The organism is Pontibacter sp. H249, from assembly GCF_037892465.1.
Taxonomy (GTDB): Bacteria; Bacteroidota; Bacteroidia; order Cytophagales; family Hymenobacteraceae; genus Pontibacter.
Genome location: NZ_JBBKTR010000009.1, coordinates 150681 through 176643, shown reverse-complemented (window position 1 = coordinate 176643; position 25963 = coordinate 150681). Strand labels below are relative to the sequence as shown.

20 protein-coding genes are annotated in these 25963 nt (G+C 44.0%); 5 read left to right on the top strand and 15 right to left on the bottom strand.

The genetic code is table 11. The features are described from left to right. Window positions 1–58: 58 nt before the first annotated feature. A complete protein-coding gene (locus WG943_RS12905) occupies window positions 59–784 on the bottom strand; it encodes a 2-phosphosulfolactate phosphatase (protein WP_340409576.1) in 726 nt (241 codons plus the stop codon). Window positions 785–892: 108 nt separating this feature from the next. Next, a complete protein-coding gene (gcvT, locus tag WG943_RS12900; protein WP_340409574.1) occupies window positions 893–1981 on the bottom strand; it encodes a glycine cleavage system aminomethyltransferase GcvT in 1089 nt (362 codons plus the stop codon). A gap of 410 nt (window positions 1982–2391) precedes the next feature. On the opposite strand from gcvT, the gene WG943_RS12895 reads away from it, so the two are divergent. Then, the gene (locus WG943_RS12895; protein ID WP_340409573.1) at window positions 2392–3852 is read left to right on the top strand and encodes a sensor histidine kinase; all 1461 of its coding nucleotides are present in this window, start codon (window positions 2392–2394) and stop codon (window positions 3850–3852) included. A 57-nt stretch (window positions 3853–3909) separates the two neighbouring features. After that, a complete protein-coding gene (locus WG943_RS12890) occupies window positions 3910–4347 on the top strand; it encodes a response regulator (RefSeq protein WP_340409572.1) in 438 nt (145 codons plus the stop codon). 45 nt (window positions 4348–4392) lie between these two features. Here WG943_RS12890 and WG943_RS12885 read toward each other — a convergent pair whose 3' ends face one another. The 3 genes from WG943_RS12885 to WG943_RS12875 all read right to left on the bottom strand — a co-directional run bounded on the left by WG943_RS12885 (window position 4393) and on the right by WG943_RS12875 (window position 9704). After that, window positions 4393–4992, bottom strand: coding sequence for a ribonuclease HII (locus tag WG943_RS12885; RefSeq protein ID WP_340409571.1), 600 nt, complete (start codon window positions 4990–4992; stop codon window positions 4393–4395). Window positions 4993–5086: 94 nt separating this feature from the next. Beyond that, window positions 5087–6583: a SusD/RagB family nutrient-binding outer membrane lipoprotein gene (locus WG943_RS12880; protein WP_340409569.1), complete on the bottom strand. Its 1497-nt coding sequence runs from the start codon at window positions 6581–6583 to the stop codon at window positions 5087–5089. Between the two features lie 19 nt (window positions 6584–6602). Further along, the gene (locus WG943_RS12875) at window positions 6603–9704 is read right to left on the bottom strand and encodes a SusC/RagA family TonB-linked outer membrane protein (RefSeq protein WP_340409567.1); all 3102 of its coding nucleotides are present in this window, start codon (window positions 9702–9704) and stop codon (window positions 6603–6605) included. A gap of 719 nt (window positions 9705–10423) precedes the next feature. Between WG943_RS12875 and WG943_RS12870 the strand changes: the two genes are divergently transcribed. From WG943_RS12870 to WG943_RS12860, 3 genes are read left to right on the top strand one after another with little or no spacing between them, the layout of a single operon-like run. Next, window positions 10424–13597: a SusC/RagA family TonB-linked outer membrane protein gene (locus WG943_RS12870; RefSeq protein WP_340409565.1), complete on the top strand. Its 3174-nt coding sequence runs from the start codon at window positions 10424–10426 to the stop codon at window positions 13595–13597. Window positions 13598–13615: 18 nt separating this feature from the next. Then, window positions 13616–15121, top strand: coding sequence for a SusD/RagB family nutrient-binding outer membrane lipoprotein (locus tag WG943_RS12865; protein ID WP_340409563.1), 1506 nt, complete (start codon window positions 13616–13618; stop codon window positions 15119–15121). 23 nt (window positions 15122–15144) lie between these two features. After that, window positions 15145–15744, top strand: a complete 600-nt coding sequence (locus tag WG943_RS12860) for a hypothetical protein (RefSeq protein WP_340409561.1) — start codon at window positions 15145–15147, stop codon at window positions 15742–15744. A 74-nt stretch (window positions 15745–15818) separates the two neighbouring features. Here the strand turns inward: WG943_RS12860 and prfB are convergent. The 10 genes from prfB to WG943_RS12810 all read right to left on the bottom strand — a co-directional run bounded on the left by prfB (window position 15819) and on the right by WG943_RS12810 (window position 25936). Further along, window positions 15819–16896, bottom strand: a protein-coding gene (gene prfB / locus WG943_RS12855) for a peptide chain release factor 2 (RefSeq protein ID WP_340409560.1) whose coding sequence is annotated in 2 segments (ribosomal slippage) — window positions 15819–16835 and window positions 16837–16896 — 1077 coding nt in all. Because the reading frame shifts where the segments join, the coding sequence is not laid out codon by codon here. 91 nt (window positions 16897–16987) lie between these two features. Beyond that, a complete protein-coding gene (locus WG943_RS12850; RefSeq protein WP_340409580.1) occupies window positions 16988–18061 on the bottom strand; it encodes a branched-chain amino acid aminotransferase in 1074 nt (357 codons plus the stop codon). A 30-nt stretch (window positions 18062–18091) separates the two neighbouring features. Further along, complete coding sequence (locus tag WG943_RS12845) at window positions 18092–18640, bottom strand: cob(I)yrinic acid a,c-diamide adenosyltransferase (RefSeq protein ID WP_340409559.1); 549 nt, start codon at window positions 18638–18640, stop codon at window positions 18092–18094. Next, window positions 18641–19369 carry an ABC transporter ATP-binding protein gene (locus tag WG943_RS12840; RefSeq protein ID WP_340409558.1) on the bottom strand — a complete coding sequence of 243 codons (729 nt, stop codon included), beginning with the start codon at window positions 19367–19369 and terminating at the stop codon, window positions 18641–18643. It lies immediately after the preceding gene. A 10-nt stretch (window positions 19370–19379) separates the two neighbouring features. Continuing rightward, on the bottom strand, window positions 19380–22421 hold the full coding sequence (locus WG943_RS12835; protein WP_340409556.1) for a tetratricopeptide repeat protein: 3042 nt from the start codon (window positions 22419–22421) through the stop codon (window positions 19380–19382). Window positions 22422–22435: 14 nt separating this feature from the next. Further along, on the bottom strand, window positions 22436–22723 hold the full coding sequence (gene gatC, locus WG943_RS12830; protein WP_340409555.1) for an Asp-tRNA(Asn)/Glu-tRNA(Gln) amidotransferase subunit GatC: 288 nt from the start codon (window positions 22721–22723) through the stop codon (window positions 22436–22438). Then, a complete protein-coding gene (locus WG943_RS12825; protein ID WP_340409554.1) occupies window positions 22665–23471 on the bottom strand; it encodes a lysophospholipid acyltransferase family protein in 807 nt (268 codons plus the stop codon). Before WG943_RS12825 ends, gatC begins: the two co-directional genes overlap by 59 nt. A gap of 463 nt (window positions 23472–23934) precedes the next feature. Continuing rightward, complete coding sequence (locus WG943_RS12820) at window positions 23935–24498, bottom strand: NUDIX hydrolase (RefSeq protein ID WP_340409552.1); 564 nt, start codon at window positions 24496–24498, stop codon at window positions 23935–23937. 129 nt (window positions 24499–24627) lie between these two features. Next, window positions 24628–25011 (bottom strand): RidA family protein, encoded by a 384-nt coding sequence (locus WG943_RS12815; RefSeq protein ID WP_340409551.1) that lies wholly within the window; start codon window positions 25009–25011, stop codon window positions 24628–24630. Between the two features lie 76 nt (window positions 25012–25087). Next, the gene (locus WG943_RS12810) at window positions 25088–25936 is read right to left on the bottom strand and encodes a TlpA family protein disulfide reductase (protein WP_340409550.1); all 849 of its coding nucleotides are present in this window, start codon (window positions 25934–25936) and stop codon (window positions 25088–25090) included. Window positions 25937–25963: the final 27 nt, after the last annotated feature.

Below are 25963 nucleotides of genomic sequence, written 5' to 3'. Positions count from 1 at the left end.
GGGGAAGTATAAGCGTCGGTTATACTTCCCCTTTTTATTTTTCTAACTCATAAACCCTCTAACTCTCCAACTCCTTCACTCCAATGTCTACCAACCTGTCCTGTTGCCAAACGGGTAAAACACTGAACTTATCATGCTGCAGGCAGAACTCTATGTCTTTGTGTATTTCGAGGTTCTCTAGGCGGCGCACGTGTGAGGATTGGCGCAGAAAGGTAACCAAATCATTCTTGGCAGTCTGATACAGGTACAGCGAAGCAAGGGTAGCATCATTCTCGAAGGAGAAAGTATCTTGCATACGCTCTACTAAAGCTCCGGCATACAGTGTATCCTCCAGGTTAAACTTCCCTTTCCAGCCGGCGCACACGATCAGCACATCCAGTTGGAGTTCCTGCAAGTGGTTGGCCACAGCCTGCAGGTTCAGAAAAGAACCCACAATAATTTCATCGGCCTCCATGGATAAATGGATGGCACGGGTACCGTTAGTTGTGGTTATGGCGATGGTCCTGCCCTGCACGTTGCCGTTCATGTAGGCAAACGGCGAGTTACCCAGGTCAAAGCCTTCTGCTTTTATACCATCACGCTCAGCAGCTATCAGGCAACCTTTAGCAGCAAAGGCCTGGCACTCTTCCAGCTTCATTACCGGAATAATGTCTGTGGCACCATGCGCAAAAGCAGTAACCATAGTAGAGGTAGCACGCAGAATATCCACGGCTACCACAGCCTTTCCCTTCAGGTCATACAAGTGCAACAGCTCCGGGCTGAAACACACATCTATACTTGGCATATATTTTTGATATTTTGACTATATGACAAAGGGCTTAAAGACTAAACATTACAGGTAATTAAACCAATCTCTTTTGTCAAATAGTCCTTTGTCAAACGGTCAAAAGAATTACTTCTTTAAAATAGGCAGTTTTACAACCTGTGCTTTCATATCCTTGTTACGCACACGCACAAACACTTCTGAGCCTGGCTTGCTGTACTCAGTTGTAACGTAACCTAAGCCAACGCCTTTGCCCATAGATGGCGACATGGTGCCGGAAGTAACTTCTCCGATCTGCTCACCGGCTTCGTTTACGATCTCGTAGTGTGCTCTTGGAATAGCTTTCTCCAGCATCTCGAAACCCACCAGCTTACGCTTTACACCGGCTTCTTTCTGTGCCTTTAGGTTGGCAGCATTGGTAAAATCTTTGTCGAACTTCGTGATCCAGCCCAAGCCAGCCTCCAACGGAGAAGTAGTATCGTTAATGTCGTTGCCGTATAAGCAGAAGCCCATCTCCAGGCGCAGCGTGTCGCGGGCACCTAAACCTATTGGCTTGATGCCGTGCTCTTTGCCTGCCTCCATAATGGCTTCAAATACTTTTTTTGCATCCTCGTTCTTAACATAGATTTCGAAACCGCCAGAGCCAGTATAACCTGTAGCTGAAACAATCACATCCTGCACGCCTGCAAACTCACCTTTGTCAAAAGTATAATATACCATGCCGGCAAGATCTAACTTTGTTAGCGGCTGCAGCGCTTCAACAGTTTTTGGGCCCTGCACAGCAAACAAAGACATCTCATCAGAAATGTTCTCCAGCTCCACACCCTCTGTGTTATACTTGTTTACCCAAGCCCAGTCTTTATCTATGTTAGAGGCGTTAACCACCAGCATATACTCTTCTTCGCCTAAACGGTAAACCAGCAGGTCGTCTACAATACCACCTTCCTCGTTCGGAAAGCAGGAATACTGCACTTTACCGTCGGCCAGTTTAGATGCGTCGTTAGAGGTAATATGCTGAATCAGGTCCAAAGCTTTTGGACCGCGCAGCATGAACTCACCCATGTGCGACACATCAAAAATACCTACCGCATTGCGTACTGTGTTATGCTCATCCAAGTCTGATGAGTAACGCACAGGCATATTATATCCGGCAAAAGGTACCATTTTAGCACCAAGCGCCTCATGTACATCATTTAAAGCTATCTTCTTTAGTTCCATTTCGGTAAAGCTGTTCTAAGTGGTTAAGAGACAAAATTAATTAAATTTAAACCGCATCCGAAATTAATTACCTTAGGTTAGCTCTAATTTGCTTTTAACCAACTTATACTTTGGCAGTAAATCAAATTCTTAAAAAGTCACAAAAAGAGTGCAATAAAATTAAAAACCCTATATTCGTATTTGCCGTTATTGCTACGGTATTATTAGCCAAAGGAAAAACCATGTTATCTAGCCACTACCTATACTTAATCACCATTTCTAAACACCCAATATAGTTTTACAGCTTATCCTGCTATAGCCAATCCTGGTACAAGCTGCGCCTTAGCTGCTCTTGTACTACAGGGTATATACTTCTGCTGCCCGCTTTAAGCAGGTAGCTAATGTCTGCCATGATAGGTCAAATTTGATTCATGAAAATATCTGTAAAACTATTTGTCGGGTTCATCTTGATCTCGATACTGTTTACGGCTGTTGCCATTGTGAACTTCCAGCTTTCAGAAGATGTGATTAAAAACACGCAATGGGTAAACCGTTCTCAGATAGTAGTTCGAAATTCTGCCGCCCTGCAACGTAACATAATTGATATGGAAACGGGTGTGCGTGGTTTCCTGCTTAACGGGAACGAAACATTTCTGAGCCCTTACTATGTGGCCAAAGACCTGCTAGGCAACCTGTTTGAGGAAACAAAACGCTACACAGCCGACACACCCGAACAGGACCAAAAATTGCAGAAGATCATTCGGTTTCAAAAAGAGTTTCAGGATAATTACGCGGAGCCCCTGATTGCTATTGTGAGGGCAGATACAGCAGGCTCAGAGCAGAATTATACAGCCCAGATAGACAGCCTGGTTTTAGGCGAGAAAGCCATTATAGACTCGATACGTGTTGCATTCAGGGAGTTTAACGCATTTGAGTATAGTGTAAGGGCCGAGCGAGCCGAACGCTTGGCCAAAAGTATAGATACCACCCGCCATGTATCTACTGTATTAACCATACTATCGGTTATACTTGCACTTGGCTGGGCATACTATATTGTTAGGATAATAACGCAGCGCATTAACAAGATGGTTAAGCTGGCTGAGCAGATTTCGAAAGGCGATTATAAAACACAGATTGTGGATGAATCCAAAGACGAACTGAGCCAGCTTTCTGACTCTCTTAACCGAATGTCTGCCACTATCGATGAAACCTTTTCGGAACTGGACAGAAAAAACAAGGAGCTCGACCAGTTTGCTTATGTAGTATCGCATGACCTGAAGGCGCCGCTGCGAGGCATAGAAGTAGCTTCCAGGTGGGTTGAAGAAGACATGGGAAGCCAACTGCCGCCAAATGTACAGGAGTACCTCATGATGATGCGTGTACGTGTGCACCGCATGGAGAACCTGATCAACGGTATACTTGCGCTGGCCCGCATCGGACGTAACGAGCAGGCAGAAGAGCTGGTAGATGTAAATGAATTACTAGTAGAAGTAATTGATATGCTGGCTGCTGGAAGTAAATTTACTTTTGATGTACAAGAAAACCTGCCCGTACTTCGTACTATTCGTATACAGTTGCAGCAAGTGTTCAGCAACCTGATCAGTAACGCTATCAAATACCATGATAAGAACACTGGTCTGATTGCAGTACGCCATCACGAAACAGACGCACACCACGTATTCTCTGTTTCTGATGACGGCCCAGGTATAGATCCGGCTTACCATGATCGCATCTTTGTCTTGTTTCAGACATTACAGGAACGCGATGCGGTAGAAAGCACCGGAGTAGGCCTCACTATTGTTAAAAAGATTGTTGAGTGGCAGGGTGGCTCCATCTGGGTTAATTCAGAGCCTGGTAAAGGCTCCACGTTTACTTTCACGTGGCCTAAATAAGGCAAAGAAGTATAATTTTTGTTATTTTTGCTTTAAACGCACCAGATATTATATAAAATGAGTGACAAAACAGTAAATATCCTTTTAGTAGAAGATGACTATCTGGATATTATGAATGTAGAACGCGAGCTTAAAAGAATAAATATAGAACACCCGATTCATGTTGCGCGAAATGGCCGCGAAGCCCTGAGTATGTTACGTGGCGAGGGTGATACTCCAAAGATTAGCCCGGCGCCAAGCGTTATCCTTCTGGATATTAACATGCCTAAAATGAATGGCATCGAGTTTTTAACAGAACTGAGAAGAGAGCCGGAGTTCAGCCATATTCCAGTGTTCATTATGACCACCTCTAATGAGGAAACCGATAGAATGGCCGCACAACGCCTGAACGTATCTGGGTACGTTGTTAAGCCGCTTTCTTTCGATAATTTTGAGAAGAGTCATTCTTCACTTGATAGTTTCAGCTTATTTCTCGATCTGATTAAAATGAAGTAGTATTTGTTGCAATAGCTGCAGCAAGTATAAAACTGGTGCAAAAAATTACTTAAACAAAGGTAACTGTTTTGGCAGGAGCGTAAACGACTGCCTGTGGTAAGGCGTTGCGCCATACTTTGCAATAGCATCTCTGTGCTGTTTTGTGGGATACCCTGCGTTCTGTGCCCAGCCATACTTTTCGCTCTCCTCTGTAAAACTGCACATGTAGTCATCACGGTGCGTTTTAGCCAGCACCGAAGCCGCCGCTATAGATAAATATTTTCCATCTCCTTTTACAATGCAAGCATAAGGTGTAGCCAAGGCTGTCTTAAACCTGTTCCCGTCTATAAGTAGATACTCCGGCTGTAGCTGCAAACCTGCAATAGCCCTGTGCATGGCCAGGTAAGTTGCGTTAAGTATATTTACCTCATCAATCTCTGCAGGGCTTGCCTCCCCTACTGCCCAACACACCGCATCCTGAAGTATAACCTCGCGTAACTGCTCCCGCTGCTTTTTGCTTAGTTGCTTAGAGTCGTTTAGCAGTGGGTGGCTGTAACCAGCCGGAAGTATAACGGCAGCTGCCACAACAGGCCCGGCCAGGCAACCACGGCCAGCCTCATCAATGCCGGCCTCCAAAGTATAGCCGCTGTAGTTGGATAAAAGCATAAGTATAAAGTATAGCCGCAAGTAAAAAAAGAAAAACCCGCCAGTCAAGCGACGGCGGGCTTTTAGAAAGTATGAGAAAAAATTTGTTAAAGTACTATTTAGTATCCCAGAACACTCTAACCTTCATATCAGGCTTCTGCTGAATGTTCGGGTTAGAATTTGTCTCTGCTTCAGGGTAGTAAAGCGATCTTGGGATGTAATCTGTTACAGCAATTGTAGTTGGAACAGGAGAAATAGCAGGGTAGCCTGTTCTTCTCCAATCTGTCCAAGGCTCTAGGGCTACGCCGTAGTTTGCTATATACTTCTCAGTGATGATCTGTCTTAACATATCTGCCTGAGAACCCAACAGCACACCATTAGTAGCTATATAAGCTTGCTGAGCTGTAGATGCAACACCAGCAGCTGTCATAGAAGCCTGGATACCAGCTTGGAAGAATGGAAGAGCTGCTGCTGCACCACCTCCAAAGCGAAGCGCGTGCTCGGCTCTGATAAAGTTATACTCAGCAAAAGTTAACATCCTGATTGGAGCTGTACCAGTATAAGCGCCATTGTTGGCTGTGCTGGCAGGAATACGTCCCTGAGCATCAGGTGCAAGCGCAGATTTAAGAGAGCCTCTCAGGTAAGTATGCATACGCGAGTAAGCAATAGATTCAGGATCACCAGCTGCTGCACCTTTATACTCGCCAGAACCAAATGGGAAGTCTGTGAAGTAGGAAGATCTGCGCGGGTCAGCCTTCGCGTTCATCATGTCAACCAAAAACTTGTTCGGGAAAGTATAGTTTAAACGAGACACCTCAAATTGATGGATCGGGTTCTGAGATGAAGTCGCATCTATAAAAGACATCTCAAAGTTGTCTGCGTTTGAAGCCATAAATGGTGCGCCGCTTGCAATAAGGGCATCCATTTTAGACTTTGTAAAACTTGCGTCTTTCTCGCTGTAGTGCAGGTACAAACGCAGTTTTAATGTGTTTGCAAACTTCTCCCACTTAGCACGGTCACCTTTGTAGATAGTCTCGTTCGGGCCTGGAGATGAGCTAGAAGAAGCAGCTTTTATTCCTGCTAAGCCCTCATCAAGCATGGCAAAAATCTGGTTGTAAACCTCCTCATCGTTATCAAGCTTAGGCTGAGTATTAGCCGTGCCTTGCAACGCTTCAGAAGATGGCACATCACCCCAGATGTCAACAGCCTGTGCTAAAGTATAAGCCTTTAATATTTTGGCTACACCTGTGTAGTGCGGGCTACCTTCGCTGTTGCTTATAATATACTCAATGTCTGGCAATGCAGTAGCATAGAAAGCATTGTACATGTTATTCAGGTCAGAAGGCTGAATCAAATAACGCTGATACTCTCTAGTCTGGATAGTTGGGCCAGCCTGGCCCGAGAACTGCTGCATTAACAGCGATGAGTAACGGTGCAGGTCACTACCGTTTCTAAATCCGGTGTTAACAGTTACGTTGGTAAGTACCTGAGCTATAGGCGCAGATGTAGGGCTGTTAGGGTTAACGTTTACATCCAGGAACTCGTCGCAGGAGCTGAACGATAACATCGCTGCTGCAGCCAGGCCTAAGGTTATATATTTAAATTTTTTCATTTTAATCTGTTTTAAAGTACTAAAGTGTAACTCTCAGGAATGCACCATAAGATCTTGTCTGAGGCAGACCGTTAAACTCGAAGCCCTGTGCGTTGCTCACACCCAGCGTGTTGTTTTCTGGGTCAAGGTGAGGGAAGTTAGGTGCTTTCATCAGCAGGTTTCTACCGTTTAAGCCGATCTCAAGTCTGCCAAATGGAGTTTTCTGCAGTAGGCTTTGTGGCAGCGCATAGCTGATAGAAGCCTCTCTTAGTCTGATCCAGGTTGCATCATATACATAGCTCTCGCCGGCAGTGTGCAGGGTAGTAAAGTACTGCTCCGCGCTCACACCAGTTGTGTTTTTAGAACCATCTGCCATTATGCCCTCAAATACATAAGGCTTAGCTACTGTACCGTCTGCGTTAAAGCGGTCAAACTCAGCTGTCTCCTTCACAGAACCACTTCTGATTAGGTCACCTAGGTTACGAGAGTAAACATCGCCGCCTTTTCTGATATCAATCAGGAAGTTTAGGTTAACACCTTTGTAGTTCAGGTTATTTGTGATACCACCAGTCCAGTCAGGGTTAGTGTCGCCTATTTTAGCAGATACTGCATCAACAGTTGGCAAGCCATTCGTGTTGATCAGCAATTCGCCTTTATCATTGCGCTTAAACACAGAGCCGTACATTACACCGTATGGCTGACCTGCCTCCAGACGAATGTTTGGAGTAGTAAAGCCTGCCAGGATAATATTTGGCACACCATCAGCAAGCTCTAGAACTTCAGATCTGTTTCTGTTAAAGTTAAAGCTGATATCCCACGAGAAGCCATTTGACTTGATAGGATTTGCATTTAACAAGAATTCAACGCCTCTGTTTCTTAATGAACCAGCATTTTTAGTTTGGCTAGTGAAACCAGATGAGCTAGAGATTGGAACGCTGAAGATCAGGTCTTTTGATTCAGTTTCGTAAAGGTTTGCCTCAAACCCGATGCGATTCTTAAAGAACTGCATCTCCAGACCAACTTCTTTAGATGTAGTGAATTCTGGTCTTAGGTTAGGATCACCGGCAGCGTTGCTCAATGTTCTGCCACCCAAGCTGTTATAAGGGAAAACAATTGAAGGACCGAAACCATCAGTTGCGCCAGCTTGTACAAAGTATGTGTTTGTTGAGAAAGCCGGGGCTTCTTTACCTACTTTAGCATAGTTACCCTTGATCTTCATGAACTCAACTACATCGTTCTTAAGTACAGGGAACGCCTCTGTTGGGATAAAGCTTAATGCTACTGATGGATAGAAGTATGAGTTTTCTTCTTCACCGAAGGTAGAAGAGTAGTCATTTCTACCAGTAACGTTTAATGTTACAAAGCCTTTATAGCCAATTGTCGCATCAGCAAAAATACCTACCAGGCGCTGCATGCTGCTGTTTGCTGATGCAGTTACTACTGAGGCGTTAGAAATATTCTTCAGATCTCTGATACCAAGCGTTTTACCTGTAGCTGTTACGTTTTTACTAGAAGTATGAACAATCTCGTTACCAATGTTAAAGCTGAAGTCAATATCAGAACCGAACTTCTGACGGCCAGATAAAATAAAGTTAGAGTTAATATCTCTTGACAAGAAGCTCTGGTCATAAATACCGCCAGTACCACCAGCTGCTACGTTTGCCTGACCTCTGGCACCGATCTGGTCGTAACCCTTTGCAACGAAATTATAAGTATCCACACCTAAACGGTAGTTTGCGTTTAACCAAGGTAGTATTTCATACTTCAGGTTTACGTTACCGATAATGCGGTTCACTTCGTCATCATATGTGTTGTTAGCAATGGTCCAGTAAGGGTTGTCCACTGCATCGAAATAGATCTGATTGCCAGAAGCATCCTCGTAAGGAATACCAGAAAGGTTGATGTTACGAGGAATAAACCAGCCTCTGAAGAATGGGTTTGATAACTGATTACCAACCTGCGTACGCTTAGAGTTAGAGTTAATGTACTGTAAGCCGATACCTGATGTTAATTTAGAAGTAATATCAGCAGTACCGTTGAAAGTGATGTTATTTCTGTTTAACTCATTGTTTTCAAGAATACCTCTCTCAGCAGTGTTACCATAAGATAAACGGTAAGTTGTACCTGTTCCGCTGCCGCTTAAGCTAACAGTATTCTGCAAGTTGCTACCTGTTTTAAAAATATCCTTGATGTTATCAGGATAAGCAGCTAATTGCTCCTGCTCACCTCTGAAGTTTGTTACAGTTTGTCCGGCGATACGCGGGCCCCATGACATATTGCTTGTCGCAATAAAGTTGCCGCCTGTACCCTGAGCATACTCATTCTGCCAGTCCGGGAATCTGTTTACTTCTACAGCGTTATAAGAAGAGTTAAACTCAACTCTGTTTTTCTGTCCGGCTGCACCTTTTTTAGTAGTGATGATAATCGCACCAGAGGCTGCACGGGAACCGTAAAGAGCTGCTGCTGCTGGTCCTTTTAGGATGTTAACAGACTCAATATCATCTTGGTTAAGGTCGATAGCACGGTTAGAGTTAGATACACCAGTCTGAAGTGCGTTACCACCACCACCGTTATCGATCGGAACACCGTCAACAACGAAAAGAGGCTGGTTACTGCCAGTAAAGGTAGTGTTACCACGGATAAATACACCCGAAGAAGAGCCCACCATACCGCTGGCGCTGGATACTCTTACACCTGCTACTTTACCAGAAAGAGCGTTAACCACGTTTGTAGGACGACCTACTGTAAGTTCTTCGGCCTTAACAGTTCCAACCGAGTAACCCAACTCCTTTTTATCTCTTTGGATACCAAGAGCAGTTACAACTACTTCATTTAAAAGTTTAGTGTCGGTGTTTAAAGCCACATTAATAGTAGCAGCATTACCTATAGTACGCTCTACAGTAGTGTAACCTATAAAACGAAACTCTAACGTAGTGCCATTAGCAGGCACGTTAATAGTATAGGATCCATCCCCAGCAGTGGTTGTACCCACCGAGGTTCCTTTTACAATGACTGCTACACCTGGCAGTCCTTGTGCTGTTGCTTGGTCCGTTACCGTACCAGACACAGTTTTGCTTTGAGCAACTGCCTCATTCAGCAGGGTGAGCATCAAAACAAAACTCATGAGTAATAGTTTTCTCATTTAAGTGTTTGAATTAAGGTGAATAAATAGTAAAAACTAGGTTAGTGAAAGTGTTTGTAAAATTTGGCAATAAGCAACTACCCATTATGCTATTGCCGAGCATAATGCAGTTAAAGGGAATCTTAAAATTGGTAAGGTAATATTATTTACTGCCCTGCTATACAACAGACAAAGCAGCGAAAACTTAAAAGAGAAAGGGAATAGGATGCAAATAATTCAACTCAACTGCTGTTCAACCAGCTTATATACTCCTATTCAGCTGCCAATAATATTTAGGTTTTATGATAAATACAACTCTTTAGAAAAATATATTTTATAGATGAACAGGTATATTATATCTACTAAATCAATGTTTCACCATTAAAATGTAATGTTTAGAAATATTCGTTTCCTACAATATCGTTTCCAACACACCCTACACTGAGTATCAATAATACAATTTCTGAAAAAATACTCTCTTACAATTGCACAGCCTGTATCAACAGCAGCCTATTTTTATCGTATACTACTTAAGCGTATTGCATTTTTGCACTATTTTTTATTGTGATATGATATCATAATAAGAACTCTTTCTAATTCACCCTTCTGTATGGCCATTACTGAGCCAGCCGATTTGCTGCTCCTGAGCAGTGTTACCTGACGCACCCTTCTGTAATAACATCATCCAAACCACAACAGAATTACCATGCTTATTTTATTAACCAAAATTCAATTAACCAATGAAAAGACTACTACTATTGAGTTTTGTGCTGGTGTTTACCTTGCTTCAACAGCAGGTAATGGCGCAAGGCAGAACAGTAACCGGTACGGTTACTGACCAGGAAACAGGCCAGGGGCTACCAGGGGTTGCTGTACTGGTAAAAGGAACTACGGTGGGCACTACTACAGGTGCCAATGGAGATTACTCAATTAATGTACCCGCCACTGGCAATACACTAGTATTCAGATTTATTGGCTATAACACCATTGAGCGTGCTATAGGTAATGCAAACACTATCAGCGTAACCATGAGCGTGGATGCCAAGCAACTGGAAGAAGTTGTGGTAACGGCTGTAGGTATAGAGCGACAGAAAAGGGAAATTGCCTATGCTGTGCAGGATGTGGGTGGAGAACAGCTAGCTCAAAAATCGGAACCAAATGTAGTGAATGCCTTACAGGGTAAAGTTGCCGGTGTCGAAATTATCTCATCAAGCGGCTTACCTGGTGCGGGAACTCAAGTTTTTATTCGTGGTATTTCTTCCGCAACAGGTAACAACCAGCCGCTGTTCGTGGTAGATGGCATCCCAATTGATAACTCTACCAACTATACCTCCGCTCCTACAGTGGGTGGTGCAGCATACTCCAACCGTGGTCTGGATATCAACCCGAACGATATTGAATCCATGACAGTGCTTAAAGGCCCGGCTGCCGCCGCTCTGTATGGTTCTAGAGCTGCTAACGGCGCTATTCTCATCACTACTAAAAAAGGGAGAGCAGGTGATGCAAATAAAGGTTTTGAAGTAACTGTTACTTCATCATTCAATTTACAGGATGTATATGGTTTACCAGAATACCAAAATGAATATGGTGCGGGCAGTAATTTTCGCTACAGTCCTAACGTGACCGATAGTTGGGGACCTCGTTTCGGAACTCCAGGTATAACAACCGTTCCAAACGTGCCAGGGAATCCCTTAGAGACGCTTGAGTATAGAGCATACGAAGATAATGTTGAAGACTTCTTTGATACTGGTAAAATACTAGATAACGGTCTCCAACTATCTGGAGCAGGCGAAAAAATACGTTATATATTTAGCGCAAACAGCACAAATCAACAGGGCATCATTCCTAATAGTGAGCTTGATCGTATTTCATTAAGAGCTGCCGGTACCGCTGAACTCTCGTATGGCCTTTCTCTTGATGCATCTATACTTTACACAAATACTCAACAGGAAGGATCACTTCAAGGTAACTCAGGAGCAAGCCCTTGGTTCACGCTACCGTTCATACCTAGAAGCTTTAATATTAATAATGTACCTTTTAAATTATCACCTGGTGTACAGGCCCCAACACTGTTTACACAGCTTAACCGTGATAACCCGCTATGGAGTGTTAATGAGAACTTTTTTAACAGTGAAGTAAACAGAACAATCACAAGTGCCACATTAAACTGGACTCCAGGGTTCTTAGAAGACTTAACATTTACTTACCGGGTTGGTTTGGATCAATATTCAGACAGGCGTTTAGAGGCTGTTGCTTTTGGCTCCATCAACTCTAATGGTAACACAGCCACTAACAGACGAGGCTCTCAAATTTATGACGATATCTTCTACAGGCAGTTCAACCAAGATATCTTTGGTGTATACCAAAAAGATATAACAGAGGATATAGGCTTTCGATTTATGTTAGGTAACCAAATTAATACTATTAATACTGATAACCGAAACATAAGAGCAGAAGATCTTATAACCCCAGAATTCTATAACCTGATTAATCATACTAACACTAATATTTTCACTACTAATACCGAAACACAACGTAGATTAGTAGGTCTATACGGTCAGTTAGGCTTGTCTTATAAAAATTGGCTTTTTGCTGAGTTTCAAGCGCGAAATGACTGGTCTTCTACGCTTGAACCTGACAGAAATAGCTTCTTCTATCCAGCAGTTAGTTTGGGTTTTGTATTTACTGATGCGTTAGGCATCGCAAACAATGTTCTGAGCTATGGTAAACTTAGAGCAAGCTATGCACGTGTGGGGAACGATGCTCCTGTGTACCTTACAAGAACTGTATTTGTAAATCAGACCTTTGGTAACAACGTTGCAGGTATCTCTTTTCCGTTCAATGGAACAATAGCAGCGTTAACAAGGGGTAACCGAAGAGGTAACTTATTACTTAGCCCAGAATTTACTACCTCTTATGAAACTGGTGCTGAGTTTACTTTATTTGATGGCGTAGCATCACTGGATGTTAACTACTTCTTTAACAAAACTACTGATCAGATATTTAACGTTTCTGTACCTGGCTCAACAGGTTTCACAACCGTTACTCAAAATGCTGGCCGCATTGATAACAGGGGTTGGGAAATATCTGCTACAGTTACTCCTGTAAACATTACGGATGGCTTCCGATGGGACATAAATGCCAACTTTACAGATATACAATCTGAAGTTAAGTCACTGGCTCCTGGTTTAGATCAGTTCACACTTTTAACTGGTGCAGGTGGTGGTGCCTTTACAGGTTTAAGTCCATTACTTATACCTGGCGAGCCATTCGGTATAATTCAATCATCAGCTTTTAGAAGAGATGACCAAGGCCGTTTTGTAATAAACCCTAGCACAGGCGTGCCAGTTGTAGACCAGAACCCTCAGATCATTGCAGACCCAAATGCTGACTGGTGGGGCAGCCTTTCAAATACTTTTGGCTTCAAAGGTTTAACATTAGATGTCTTATTGCAATATGTACATGGAGGAGACTTCTACTCTAGACAAACTCAAATTGCTCGCTTAAGAGGTGTTTTGGAAGAACAAACTGATAGAGAACGGCCTTATATGTTTGAGGGAGTTCTAGCTAACGCTGACGGCACACCAAGTAATGTTCCAAATAATATTCAAATCTCTGCACAAGAGTACTGGACGGCTCTCCAGAACGCTAATGAATTTGCTGTTTTCGATGCCTCAGTATTTAGAATTAGGGAAGTTACGCTAGCATATGCATTGCCTGCTTCAATTTTAGAGAGAACACCTTTTGGCAGCGCATCTATCTCTTTAACTGGTCGCAACCTTTTCTTCTATGCACCTAATTTGCCGCACGCAGACCCCGAGTCAAACCAGTTAGGAGGTAACACACGCGGTTTCGAATTTAACTCTCCTCCTGCAGTTCGAAACTATGGAGTAAACCTGCGTTTCACCTTCTAAACATTATGAAATAAGATCATGAAAAAGATAAATATATATAAAACGGCTATACTAACGCTCTCGTTCTTCGCCATCAGCGCCTGCGACGATTATTTGGATGTGAACGAGACACCTAATAACCCACTTAGTGCCTCTGTTCAGAGTCTTTTACCGGGAGCACAGGTAGGCACAGGTTTCTTATTAGGAAATACTGTTCAGATTGTAAGTTCCCTCTGGGTTCAGCAAATGGCTGGTACTGGTACACAAACCGATCCATATGACCGTTACAACGTGTCACCTGGAGACTTCAATAATGAATGGAATGCACTTTATGCTACTGTCTTAGACGATCTGCAGCAGATAATTGTGCAAGGCAGAGAGGAAGGCAACTTTCAATATGCTGGTATGGCGCAGATACTGCAGGTATATGTGTGGGCATTAACCACTGATATTTGGGGTGATGTACCGTTTAGCCAATCACTGAACTTTGATGAGGCAGAAAAACCTGTATACGACTCGCAGGAAGCTATTTATGCTAGACTCATAACCTTACTTGATGAAGGCCTTGCTGATTTAGATAGAGAAACAATAGTAGCTCCATCGCAAGGCGATCAAATGTACGGTGGAAATCTTGATAACTGGAGAAGAGCAGCTAACTCAATTAAGTTGAAATTATATTTGCAGAGCAGACTAGAAAACCCTGGTTCTACTGAAGGTATAAATCAACTTATTGCTAATAATAACCTTATTAGCAATAATAGCCAGAACTTCAATGTTAATTTCTTCGCATCCTCCGGTTCTTTTAATCCTATCTATCAATACAATCATTTAACGCGTGCTAACGACATGATTCTGAGTCAGCGTTTTTATGATTCGCTTAGTGTACTGAATGATCCAAGATTACCAGTTTTCTTTACTAGGACGGGTGGCAATTTTATTACTTATGATAACGGTGTGCACACAGCTATCAACTTTATTAGTCCTAACCGTTCTCGTTGGGGTGTATATGTTGTGGGTAATGGTAATCAACTAGCAAATGGCACTATATCAAATGCCGGTGGAGCTCCAATACGTCTCATCACCGCTAGTACTGTTAATTTCTGGTTAGCAGAAGCCGCTTTAACTCTTGGAACCACAGGAGATGCTTCTGAATACTTCAGGGCAGCATTAGAAGCTCAGTTTGCTGATATCATCTCATTTGTGAGTGGTGCCAGCTTACCCGCTAACTTTGAGGCAAACGCAGCTGCTTATATTGACAGACGGGTAGCCGCATTTAATGCTGCATCATCTACACAAGGAAAGTTAAACATTCTGATTAGGGATAAATGGGCATCAAGTGTAGGTAATGCCTATGAAGCATACAATGATTATCGTCGTACAGGGTTTCCTAATTTGGCTCTCGCTCAGAATGCACAGGCAGGTGTTACGAACATACCATTCAGATGGCCCTATGCTCTTTCTGAAATTCAATCTAATTCGGAGAATGTGCCGCTACAGGATTACCCTTCAGGATTGCTTGTGCCGGTTTGGTGGATGCCTCAATAGTATAACTTCTAAAGACTTTAATTATGAAACTTAAAAATATACTTTTAAACTGTGCCATACTGCTTCTAATAAGTTTTGTGGCATCAAGTTGCCAGGATGATGAATTTGACGGATTATTAAATGTTGATCCGGTTCCTGAGGCAGCAGTCACATTTCCACAATCAGTTGGAGCTAATGGTTTTCCACAACTAGACGAAAATGCTTTTATAATATTTCAGAACTCAGTTTCGACGGGCACAATTTCAGTCGATGTACAAGTACCGCAAGGGAAACAGATTACTGCAGTTTCAGTAGCCGCTCAACGGTTTCGCAATGGTGCTGCTACTGCTCCTAACATCAGTCCGACCTTACCAACCGGTACAACACAGGCAGCTGTTGATGCACGTGCACCCAATGCAGTAATTAACAGAAATACAGCACCTAATATTGCTGTAGATCAACCCATAGGCCCTGGCCAAACAGTTACTTTTACTATTCCGGCAGCTGATTTGCCAGCCGCTATTACTGATGATGCTTTAGGCCCTCTGCAGGTTAATGATGTTATTAGAATGTTCTTCAGAGTAACTTTATCAGATGGCTCAGTACACCGTGCCATGGAAGTGAGGGTAGTAGTTACAGGTTAATCCTTACCTAAAGTATAAAAGAAAAGGAGGCGCCTAAGATAGGCGCCTCCTTTTCTTTTATACTTTAGGTAAACTTACGCCTGCATCAAGAAGGCTTTTATATACTCATCCAGGTCACCGTCCAGCACATTCTGTACATCAGAGCGTTCTACACCTGTACGGATATCTTTTACAAGCTTGTAGGGATGCAACACGTAATTACGGATCTGAGAGCCAAAGTCGATGCGTTTTTTGGTGCTTTCTATCCTGTCACGCTCTTCGTTGCGCTTCTCCATTTCTATCTGGTAAAGTCGCGACTTTAGCATACGTATAGCATGCTCCTTGTTCATTAGCTGCGAACGCTCAATCTGGCATTCTATCACTATACCTGTTGGCTTGTGTTTCAAGCGAACGGCAGTTTCTACTTTGTTCACGTTCTGGCCACCTGCACCTCCGGCACGGTACGTATCCCACTCAATATCACTAGGGTTTACCTCAATGTTGATGGTATCGTCTACTACGGGGTAGGCAAAAACCGAGGCAAACGAAGTATGGCGGCGGCCTCCGGAATCAAACGGTGAGATGCGTACCAGGCGATGCACTCCAATCTCAGATTTAAGGTAGCCATAAGCAAAATCACCTGTAATTTCCAGTGTGGCAGATTTTATACCTGCACCTTCACCGGCATTATAGTTAATCTGCTTCACCCCAAAGTTATGCGACTCTGCCCACATAATGTACATACGCATCAGCATCTCGGCCCAGTCCTGGCTTTCGGTGCCACCGGCTCCCGGGTTAATCTCCAGTATCGCGCTTAGTTGGTCTTCCTCGCCGCTTAGCATACGCTTAAACTCAAGGCCTTCTACAGCTCCAACTGCTTTTTTATACTCTACCTGTATGTCCTCTTCCGATACATCGCCTTCTTTGTAAAAATCAAACAGCACCTCGAAGTCAGAAACAGCTTTCTCTACTTCATCGTAGTGATCTGTCCATACTTTTACACTTTTGATCTCTTTCAGTACTTTTTCGGCTTCTTTGGGCTCATCCCAAAAATCAGGCGCGGTTGTGCGTACTTCAGTTTCGGCTACCTGCTCTTTCTTATTATCGTAGTCAAAGGTACCTCCTCAAGGCCTCTACTCTGGCCTTCAACTCTTTTACTTGCTCTGTTGTCATTAGCTATGCGTTATACTTTTATTTAAACGACAAAATGCTGAAATATAAACTACAGGCTTATACTCCAGCATTTTGTAATATACTTTATACTTTATAGGCTGATTCGGTACACCCAGCTGTGTGGGTCTGGTGTCTCTCCGGTTTTAATTTTATCCAACTCAGTGGCAACTTTATTCGATATCTCACGACCTTCAATAGCAGGCAGTTCCATGTCGGTGCCATTGTAGTGAATGATGGCGATCTGGGCAATAGTAGCGGCAGTACCGGTACCGAAAGCCTCTTGCAGCTTGCCTGTTTTATGCGCTTCTACAATTTCATCTACTGATATTTTACGCTCCTCTACAGTATAACCAAAGTCGCGGGCCAGTTGCAGTACACTGTCTCTGGTTATGCCACTTAGTATGGTAGTGCTTACCGGAGGCGAAATCAACTTACCATCAATCACAAACATCAGGTTCATGGTGCCAGACTCTTCAATATACTTATGTTCTTTCGCGTCTGTCCAGATTAGCTGATGATAACCTCGCTCCTGCATTTTTTTAGCCGGATACAAAGCAGCGCCATAATTACCAGCTGCCTTAGCATAACCGGCACCACCCTCTGCCGAACGCACAAAATGCGGCTCAATGGCTACCTTTAGCGGCTGACCATAATAAGCGCCCACAGGGCACGAAAAAATCACAAATCTGTAGCTTGAAGACGGACGCACCCCGATAAAATCGTCGGTAGCGAACATATACGGACGGATGTAAAGCGCGCAGCCTGCTGTTGGCGGCACCCACGCAGCATCAAGCTTAAGCAGTTGCTCTAGCCCCTGCATAAAAATATCCTCCGGCAAAGCCGGCATGCACATACGCTCAGCAGATATATTCAGGCGCTTAAAATTGTCCAGCGGTCTGTAAAGTAAAATATCTCCGTCTGCTGATCTGTAGGCTTTCATTCCCTCAAAAATAGCTTGTCCGTAGTGCAGCGCAGAGGTAGCCGGACTTAATGACATGTTGCCGTAAGGCATGATTTGCGGGGTTTGCCAAGCTCCGTCTTTGTAATCCACCACCAGCATGTGGTCAGAGAATATTTTCCCGAACTCAATGTTGTTGTAGTCCAGTTCCGAAATACGCGATTCTGTTACGCATTCGGCTGGTATCGTTAACATATCTAAAGACATAGTAGGTTTGTTTGATTTTTCCATTTTGTATCAGACGCGAGGCTTCCAAGTAATCTCTTCTACACCTAATTCCTGCGTCATTTTACGACAAAGGGCAAACAGATAGTCAGATAATCTGTTTAAATATTTTATGATCAGGTTATCCACCTCCGCTACCTGCTGCAGGCTAATAGCCAGGCGCTCAGCACGGCGGCACACACAGCGGGCCACATGGCAGAACGACACCGACTGATGCCCTCCCGGCAGCACAAAGGCGCGCAATGGCGGCACCTCTGCTGTATATTTATCAATTTCCTGCTCCAGCAAAGTTATATCCTCCTCGTGCAGGTCAGGGGTTTTCATTCTTGATTTTTCAGGATCGGTGGCTAGCAATGCACCTATGGTAAACAGCCTGTCCTGAATTTCTTTTAAAATATCAAGGCGGTTTTTGTTCACATCCTGATCACGCACCAGGCCAATATATGAATTAAGCTCATCTATAGTTCCATAAGACTCGATGCGCAAGTCGGCTTTAGACACACGGGTACCGCCAATGAGTGCAGTTGTCCCCTTGTCGCCTGTTTTAGTATAAATTTTCATTTAGTTTGAATGCTCAGCCTGAAACCTAGAGGCTGTTACTACATCTTCGTTTATTGTATCAGACTCTATAAGTCCGTCGCGGAGGCGCACAATACGGTGAGCATACCTGGCAATATCCTCTTCGTGCGTTACCATGATAATGGTGTTGCCTTTGGCATGCAGGTTCTCGAACAGCTCCATAATCTCGTAAGAGGTTTTGGTGTCGAGGTTACCGGTTGGTTCGTCGGCAAGTATAATACTCGGGTCGTTTATAAGAGCACGGGCAATGGCAACACGCTGCCGCTGTCCGCCCGATAGTTCGTTAGGTTTATGCTTGCCCCGATTGCCCAGGCCTACACTCTCCAGTGCCTTCTGCGCTTTTTCCTCGCGCTGGCTCTTGCTGTAACCGGCATAAATTAGCGGCAGGGCTACGTTCTCTAAAGAAGACTGGCGCGGCAACAGGTTAAACGTCTGGAAAACAAAACCGATCTCTTTGTTACGCACCTCTGCCAGTTCGTTATCGGTCATGTTGCTAACGTCCTGTCCGTTCAGGATGTACTGTCCGCCGGTAGGGGTATCCAGGCAGCCGATAATGTTCATCAGCGTGGATTTACCAGACCCCGAAGGCCCCATAAAGGCGACATACTCGCCTTTGTTTATTTTGATGGATACAGATTTAAGGGCATGAATGGTTTCGGCTCCCATTCTGTATACCTTAGAGATATCGTGAGTTTCGATGATTACGCTCATACAGCTAATTTCATAGTTGCCATTCGTCGGCGCGTGCTTCTGCCTCCTGGCGCTTTTTGTCTAATTTCTCTATAAATGTAGTGTATTCTGAGGCAGGAAGCAAGCCTTTAAGCGCCTCTTTAGCTTCGTCTACATAACTATAAAGGCCTAGTTCAGTACTTTCTAGGGCATAGGCTTTTTGAAGCTCAACGGCAAAGGGGTTATAGGTAATACCGCTCAGCAGTATATTATAGGCTTTCTCTGATTTGGGCTCATGAGTATTAAAGAAGTTAGCCGCTGCCAACACCACTTCTTCATCATAGATCAACATTTTGAGTGCCTGCTCATACCTACTTGCAGCTTCCTCGTTACGTCCTTTGGCTTCTGCTACTTTCGCCTTAAAGTATAAGTACTGTCGCTTATCACGGTCTTTCAGGTAAAGCTGGTCCATTTTGCCTAGCAGTACATCATACTTTCCAGTGTAAAGCCACAGGCGCAGTTGTTGCAGGTTTAAAGCTGAACGCAGATCGCCCTCCGGTTGTAACTTCGAGGATGCATCTTGTATAGCATCATAGGCTTCTTTCCAGCGCTTTCTGCCCATCAGGTAATCCACACGTGCTACAAGGGTTTGGCGATTTAGCTCTTTATCTTGTACAGCCTCCACCAGTTGGCTCACCTCCTGCAAGGTAAGCCGGGGCAGGAAAGAAAGCATGTACTGTACTTTATCTTTATCAGGAGCCTGTTCAACAACAGCCTGGCTACTCTGCTGCAAAACTGCCATCAGATCTTGGGCTACCGCTATGGCTGCCTCGTTTTCGGTGTAGCCAACCTCTTGCAAAGCTTCTACGGCCTGTTGCGGCTGGTTAGCTAGCGCAAGTGCATACCCATGTGCCAGGAAAGCATTCTGGTAACCGTTATCTTTCGATTTTTTAAAGTAAAAAGCTGCTGCTCTGTAGTTTTTTTCTTCCAGCATCCAATGCCCCAAGGCATAGTTATAGTAGCCGCTTTTAGCCTCTGCTTGCAAAGCCAGGTTCTCAAGCAGTCTTCTACCCTCTTTCGGGCGACCATTGTAATGGTGCACCAGCCCTTTCAGGTATAGCAGGTCCTCTAAAAACAGTTGGTTACCCGGCGAGGCCAGGTAGCGGTTTATAGGTTCAATTCTGCCTGTGTCGCCTTCACTTAGCCTGCTGATGGTCTGGTTATAAAAAAGCGTCAGATCTTCCACATCATCCAGAGAGTCTGGCATGTAGGCTTCTTTTTCTTGTGGTTCGAGCCCCAGCAGTTGCCTTAACAATGCTGTGTTGCTGCGCAGTGTCTTATACTTTCCTTTGATGGACTCGCTAAGCAATGCCTGTGCAGGCTCCAGCATGGCCTGCCGGGTATAAAAAGCGAGCCTGTTGCTATAAATAAAATTATCGTTAGATGCGTGCCGCTGCGCCAGGTTAAAGTAGTATTCGGTACTATCCTGCACGTTGGTTTGCGCGTACATCAAGGCTAGGTTGTTATAAATTTCAGCACTTTCCGGGAAAGCCCTTGCTCCCTCCTGCAACACATAGAGCTTCTCAAAGAAATAGCGTTTACTATCGTACAGGTTTGCCAGGCGCACATACAGCTTTGGGTTTGGCCTTTTAGAGATAGCATCTTTGAGCCTAAGTATTTCGTTGTTGTGCTGGTAAGTTTTACGGTACAGGCCTGCTAGACTATAGTTTGCCTTTACGTTATTTACGTCGTAAACATCACTTTCCTCATAAAACCGCTCCGCCAGTATATCGTTTCCAGATGCCGTGTAAAGGTCGCCTAGATAACTGTAATAGCCGGCCTTTGCATATATGTATGATCGATATTGAGTTCGTACTATGAGTATACCGCAAAGTATAAGCCCCATCATGAAAAACGAGAATATGGACAGACTCTTTGGCTCGTAGACAACCTTATAAACTGCCAGCCGCTGCTCTATCAGTCTGCCGAAGTTTATCATGATGTAGATAAAGAACACAAAACCGAAGGCCAGGTGGGTGTAAACGATCAGGTCGCGGAAGAGCGCGATATAAGTATCGTTGGCAGTGGCAAAAGCATACCCTATGCTGGCAAAGGCTAGTGTTGCAAAAACCAAGTATAAAACAGCCCCTGTTGGCTTAAAAAGGAACAGTTTCTTATAATATGCTTCCCGCTGGCGCATTCCCCAGAAACCCGCAAAAGTAGACAGGAGCAGCACAACATAAGCATTTATAAATACCAGGTCGGCGTGCAGGTACCCGATGTGGCGCAGGTATAGCAGCAGCAGGGTAAGCAGGTATAATACAGTAACCAGTACAAACTGCCACATGCTAAAGCGGCGCTCCGGTGTTTTGGCCTGTGTGTTTATCCAAAGCAGTACGTTTACGTTTTCGTAAGATACCCACACCATGAACAGCAGTGTAACAACAAGGGTACCAATACTGCTATAGTTAACCAAATGCAGGGTTACTAACTCTCCAGAGAATTCTGCCTCAGTGTAATAAAGTACGCCAAGTATGCTTACAATTCCCAGCATAGTAAGCAAGCGCAACGAGAACCCGGTTTGAGGCAGGAAAGCGTGGAAAACATAACTGCTGATTGCCAGGAAGACTATACTTAACAGAAGAGCCGTTTGGCTGGCACCTGATCCGAAAATAGAAAGAAGATCAAAATTAAAACTAGCCAGGAAAAGCATCAGCAGGAGCATCCCCACAAAGTATGGGATGCGCTGCATAGTACTAATGGCAGCAGCATAAAAGGCAATACATAGCGCAATAAGCCCCATGAACAGTGTAGCTGCCGTAGTGTTAACTGCGGGCAAGGACACATCATACTGCTCAAAAAGCAGGTAACCATCTGCAGACAAGGTAAAGCTCTCGAGCAGCCGTGATACCTCATGCACCGGCAACGGCACTACCTGCAGATCTGATATCTTGTCCCAGCTGTAGGTCAGATTTTCACCGGCAAAGTAGTAGAACACACCCAAAGCCAGCGTCAATAAACTCAGCAGCAATAAAAAAAGATAGGGATACTTAATATCAGCATCCCAACCTTTCCAAAACTTTATTTTATCCATATGTAGTCAGCAGACTATTCCAGCACTTTTGGTACCCTGAAATAATCGGAGTCTTTTTTAGGGGCATTCAGCAATGCCTGTTCGTGCGTGATGGTATTTTGTGCCACATCCTCGCGCATCACGTTCATCTCTTCAGACATGTGCGTCAGGGGCTCCACATTTTCAGTATCCAGTTCGCGTAACTGGTCCACCCAGTTCAGGATCTTGTTCAGGTCCTGCAATACCTCCTGCTCTTTCTCCTCGTTAAACTCCAGCCTTGCTAAGTGCGCTAATTTTCTGATAGTCTGAATATCTGTTGACATCGGTCTTTATATGTTTCGTTACTTCTGTTTGTATTATATTGAAGACCCGCTCTTTTAATAATGGCAGATCTGCTTGTGTCATCCCTTTTGTTTCAATAGGCTCATGGAACACTATTTTAAGCGGATGCCACCTTATTTTTAGCTTACCGTCCAAGTCAGGCAGAAAGTGCTGATTGTAAGGCATGGTTACCGGCACCAGCGGCAACTGCTTTTCGATGGCCAGTTTAAAAGGTCCGTCTTTAAAAGGCAACAGCTGCTCTCCGGCTGTAGGCGGAATAGTGCCCTCCGGAAAAATAACCAGGTTACGGCCCTGCTCCAGTGTTTTAACCGACTTAATGTAACTCTTAGCACTGCTTACAGCGCTTTTACGGTCTACGGAGATATACAGTTTGTTGTATACTTTTCCCCACAAAGGCACCTTCGTCAGCGAGCTTTTCCCTACAAAGTTAAGAAATCCGGGGATGGAATGCAGCATCATCGGGATGTCGAGGTAAGAACTATGGTTGGGCGTAAAAATATACTGCTGTTTCGGGTTGAACTTCATACGCCACTCTACAATCAGAGGCGTTATAAACATACGCAGAAATACCGTAGACCATACTCTGTTGATGCCGTGCACGTGCTTGTACCACTTCTCTTTCCGGATAAGGAAGGCCTGTGCCGGGTATGTTATTACAAACGGCACTATGAACCAGGTGCAGCACCAGGTTGCATACAGTCTTTGGGAAAGGTATTTAATCGCTTTCATGCACTCAAATGTAATAATATTCCCTTATTGTTCAACTCCTCAAGAACCAAAGCAGTTTCAGAATAATTCAATAACGTACTGTGTTGCTGCGTGGTATAGGTTTAGATAAGATATGTTGATTTACTGGTAGCCACTATTCTGTAGGTAACTTTGCTTACTACCCGAACCAAGTTAAAGTTTTATAGTTGTTTGTGTTCCTCAGTTTTACTTGCCTTTCGCTTCACCTTTGGCTTTGGCTTGCTTCTGGGCTGCAAGGCCACGTCTATGGGCTGATATCTTTCTCATAGCTACCTTCATTAAAAATTGGGAGCTCCGAGCTTCGAATTTTCGTATCTATATTTTCATAGGGACAGGTTGCAACCTGCCCGCTTAATACCGTTAACGTTGAAACTAAAATCTGACTACAGCAGTAGCCCAGGATTCCCCTCCTCGGAGGGGTTAGGGGTGGGTTAAACCTGTAAATTTACTTCTGCCCTTCCTGCTGCAGCATGATGTGCGCTTTAAGTATACCGGCTACGCTAATTGCATCGGTAATCTCGTTGTTCATGGCCATGCGTACGGCTTCTGCAAAAGGCACTTTCTTAATGTGCAACTCCTCGGTTTCCTCAAAAGCGGTTTCACCGGCGGTAAGCTCCTGCGCCAGGAACACAAAGCCCTCTTCATCGGTAACGGAGTTGGAAGTATGAAGCCTGCAGATGTTGGTCCACTTTGCGGCGGTAAAGCCGGTTTCCTCCTGCAACTCACGCTTTGCAGATTCCAAGATGTCGTTCTCTACCAAGCCGCCACCCATGGGTATCTCCCAGCTGTACTCGTTTAGGGGATAACGATATTGCCCAATCAGGTAAGTATAGCCTTCGTCATCAATGGGTATAATGCCAATAGCTTTGTTTTTCATACTTACAACGCCGTAGATGCCTTCGCCGCCTTTTGGGTTAAGCACCTGGTCTTCGCGCACGCGTATCCAGGGGTTCTGGTAAATATCTTTGCTGGACAGGATAGTCCAGGGGTTATGTGTCTCGTCGATCATAGCTTATACTTTTGCTGCTGCAAAGATATGGGTTTGTTACGTGAGAAGTATGGGTAACGGGAGTTTTGCTTGTAATGGAAATGCCGACAATGGTTGATGAAAGTATAAATGGCAAAGTATAGGTATACTTTATGAGCCTCTCCTGGCAATCATCTCCAGTTCTACCTGCGCGCCTAAAGGTAGTGAGGCCACGCCTATAGTTGTTCGGGCAGGATAGGGAGCGGCAAAATGCTTTTCGTACACAGCGTTCATAGCTGCAAAATTGGCCATGTCTGTCAGAAACACATTTACCTTCACCACATCATCAGGCGTTAGACCAGCAGCAGCTAGCACAGTAAATAGGTTTTTAAAACATTGTTCCGTTTGGGTAGCTATGTCGCCTTCTACCAGTTTCCCGGTTGCTGCATCAATTGGTGTTTGCCCGGAGATGAAAACCAGATCGCCGGCCTCCACGGCATGTGAATACGGGCCTACGGCTACTGCCCCTTCTGCGGTAAATGATTTTCTTGGCATGGTGTGGGTTATTTAATATTACTGATATAGGCAACGCACAGTGCAAAATTGTACCAAAGATGCCGCCTAGGTACTTTTATTGATTTAAATAACTAGCTATTTCGTCTTCTATACCCTCAATATTACCTCTATAGACTATTTCCTTTCCATCTTTAAGTATAAGTACTGTCGGATAATATTGTACTCCAAAGGCTTTTGCTACTTCCACCCCACTAGCGAAAAAATTGGGAAATGAGTAACCTAAATTTTCGATTGTTCTTTGCCCCTGCCCTAATGTATCTCTGGGTATGGGTATGTTCACAGCATAAAATTCGATTTGTGGATGGTCTTTATAAGCTTGGACCTTCTCCTGTAAAACAGGAAATTTCTTAAAGCATATTCCACAGCTTGTAGTCCAAAAATCCATCACGACCAGTTTTTCATTAAAGTTACTGTTCGTCACAACATTGCCTTCTGAATCCGACAAAGAAAAATGAGGCGACTGCTCTGAAACAGAACCTGTGAATGTTCCAAAATTCAATTTATGAAGCCAAAGATCGTAACCCTTTGAAGTAGTCCAAACACATAGGAGCAATACTAAAGTTACTAAGCCAATTTTGAGAGGCCTGCCTGACATACTTACTAAGGCGCCTGCACTTATACCAATAAAGTGTGCTGCAGAACTTGGAATTGACTTCTGAGTATTTTCAAAATTTATCAGATGTGCAGGCAGGTAAAGAGCTGCCGGAGGAAGCAATATTAGGATGATTACCCATACTTTTTCCTGTAAATTAGCTGCCTTACACAGAAAATACCATGTGAAGAGAAAGTATAGAATGGTAACGGCCGAGAATTTATACTGATGACCATACATTCCAAGTGGTGTTAAGGCGAACATCGCAATTGTTGAAAATACAAAAAGGAGGACAATTCTTTTCATTTTCATATCAAATACTTTTAACACTGATTTTTC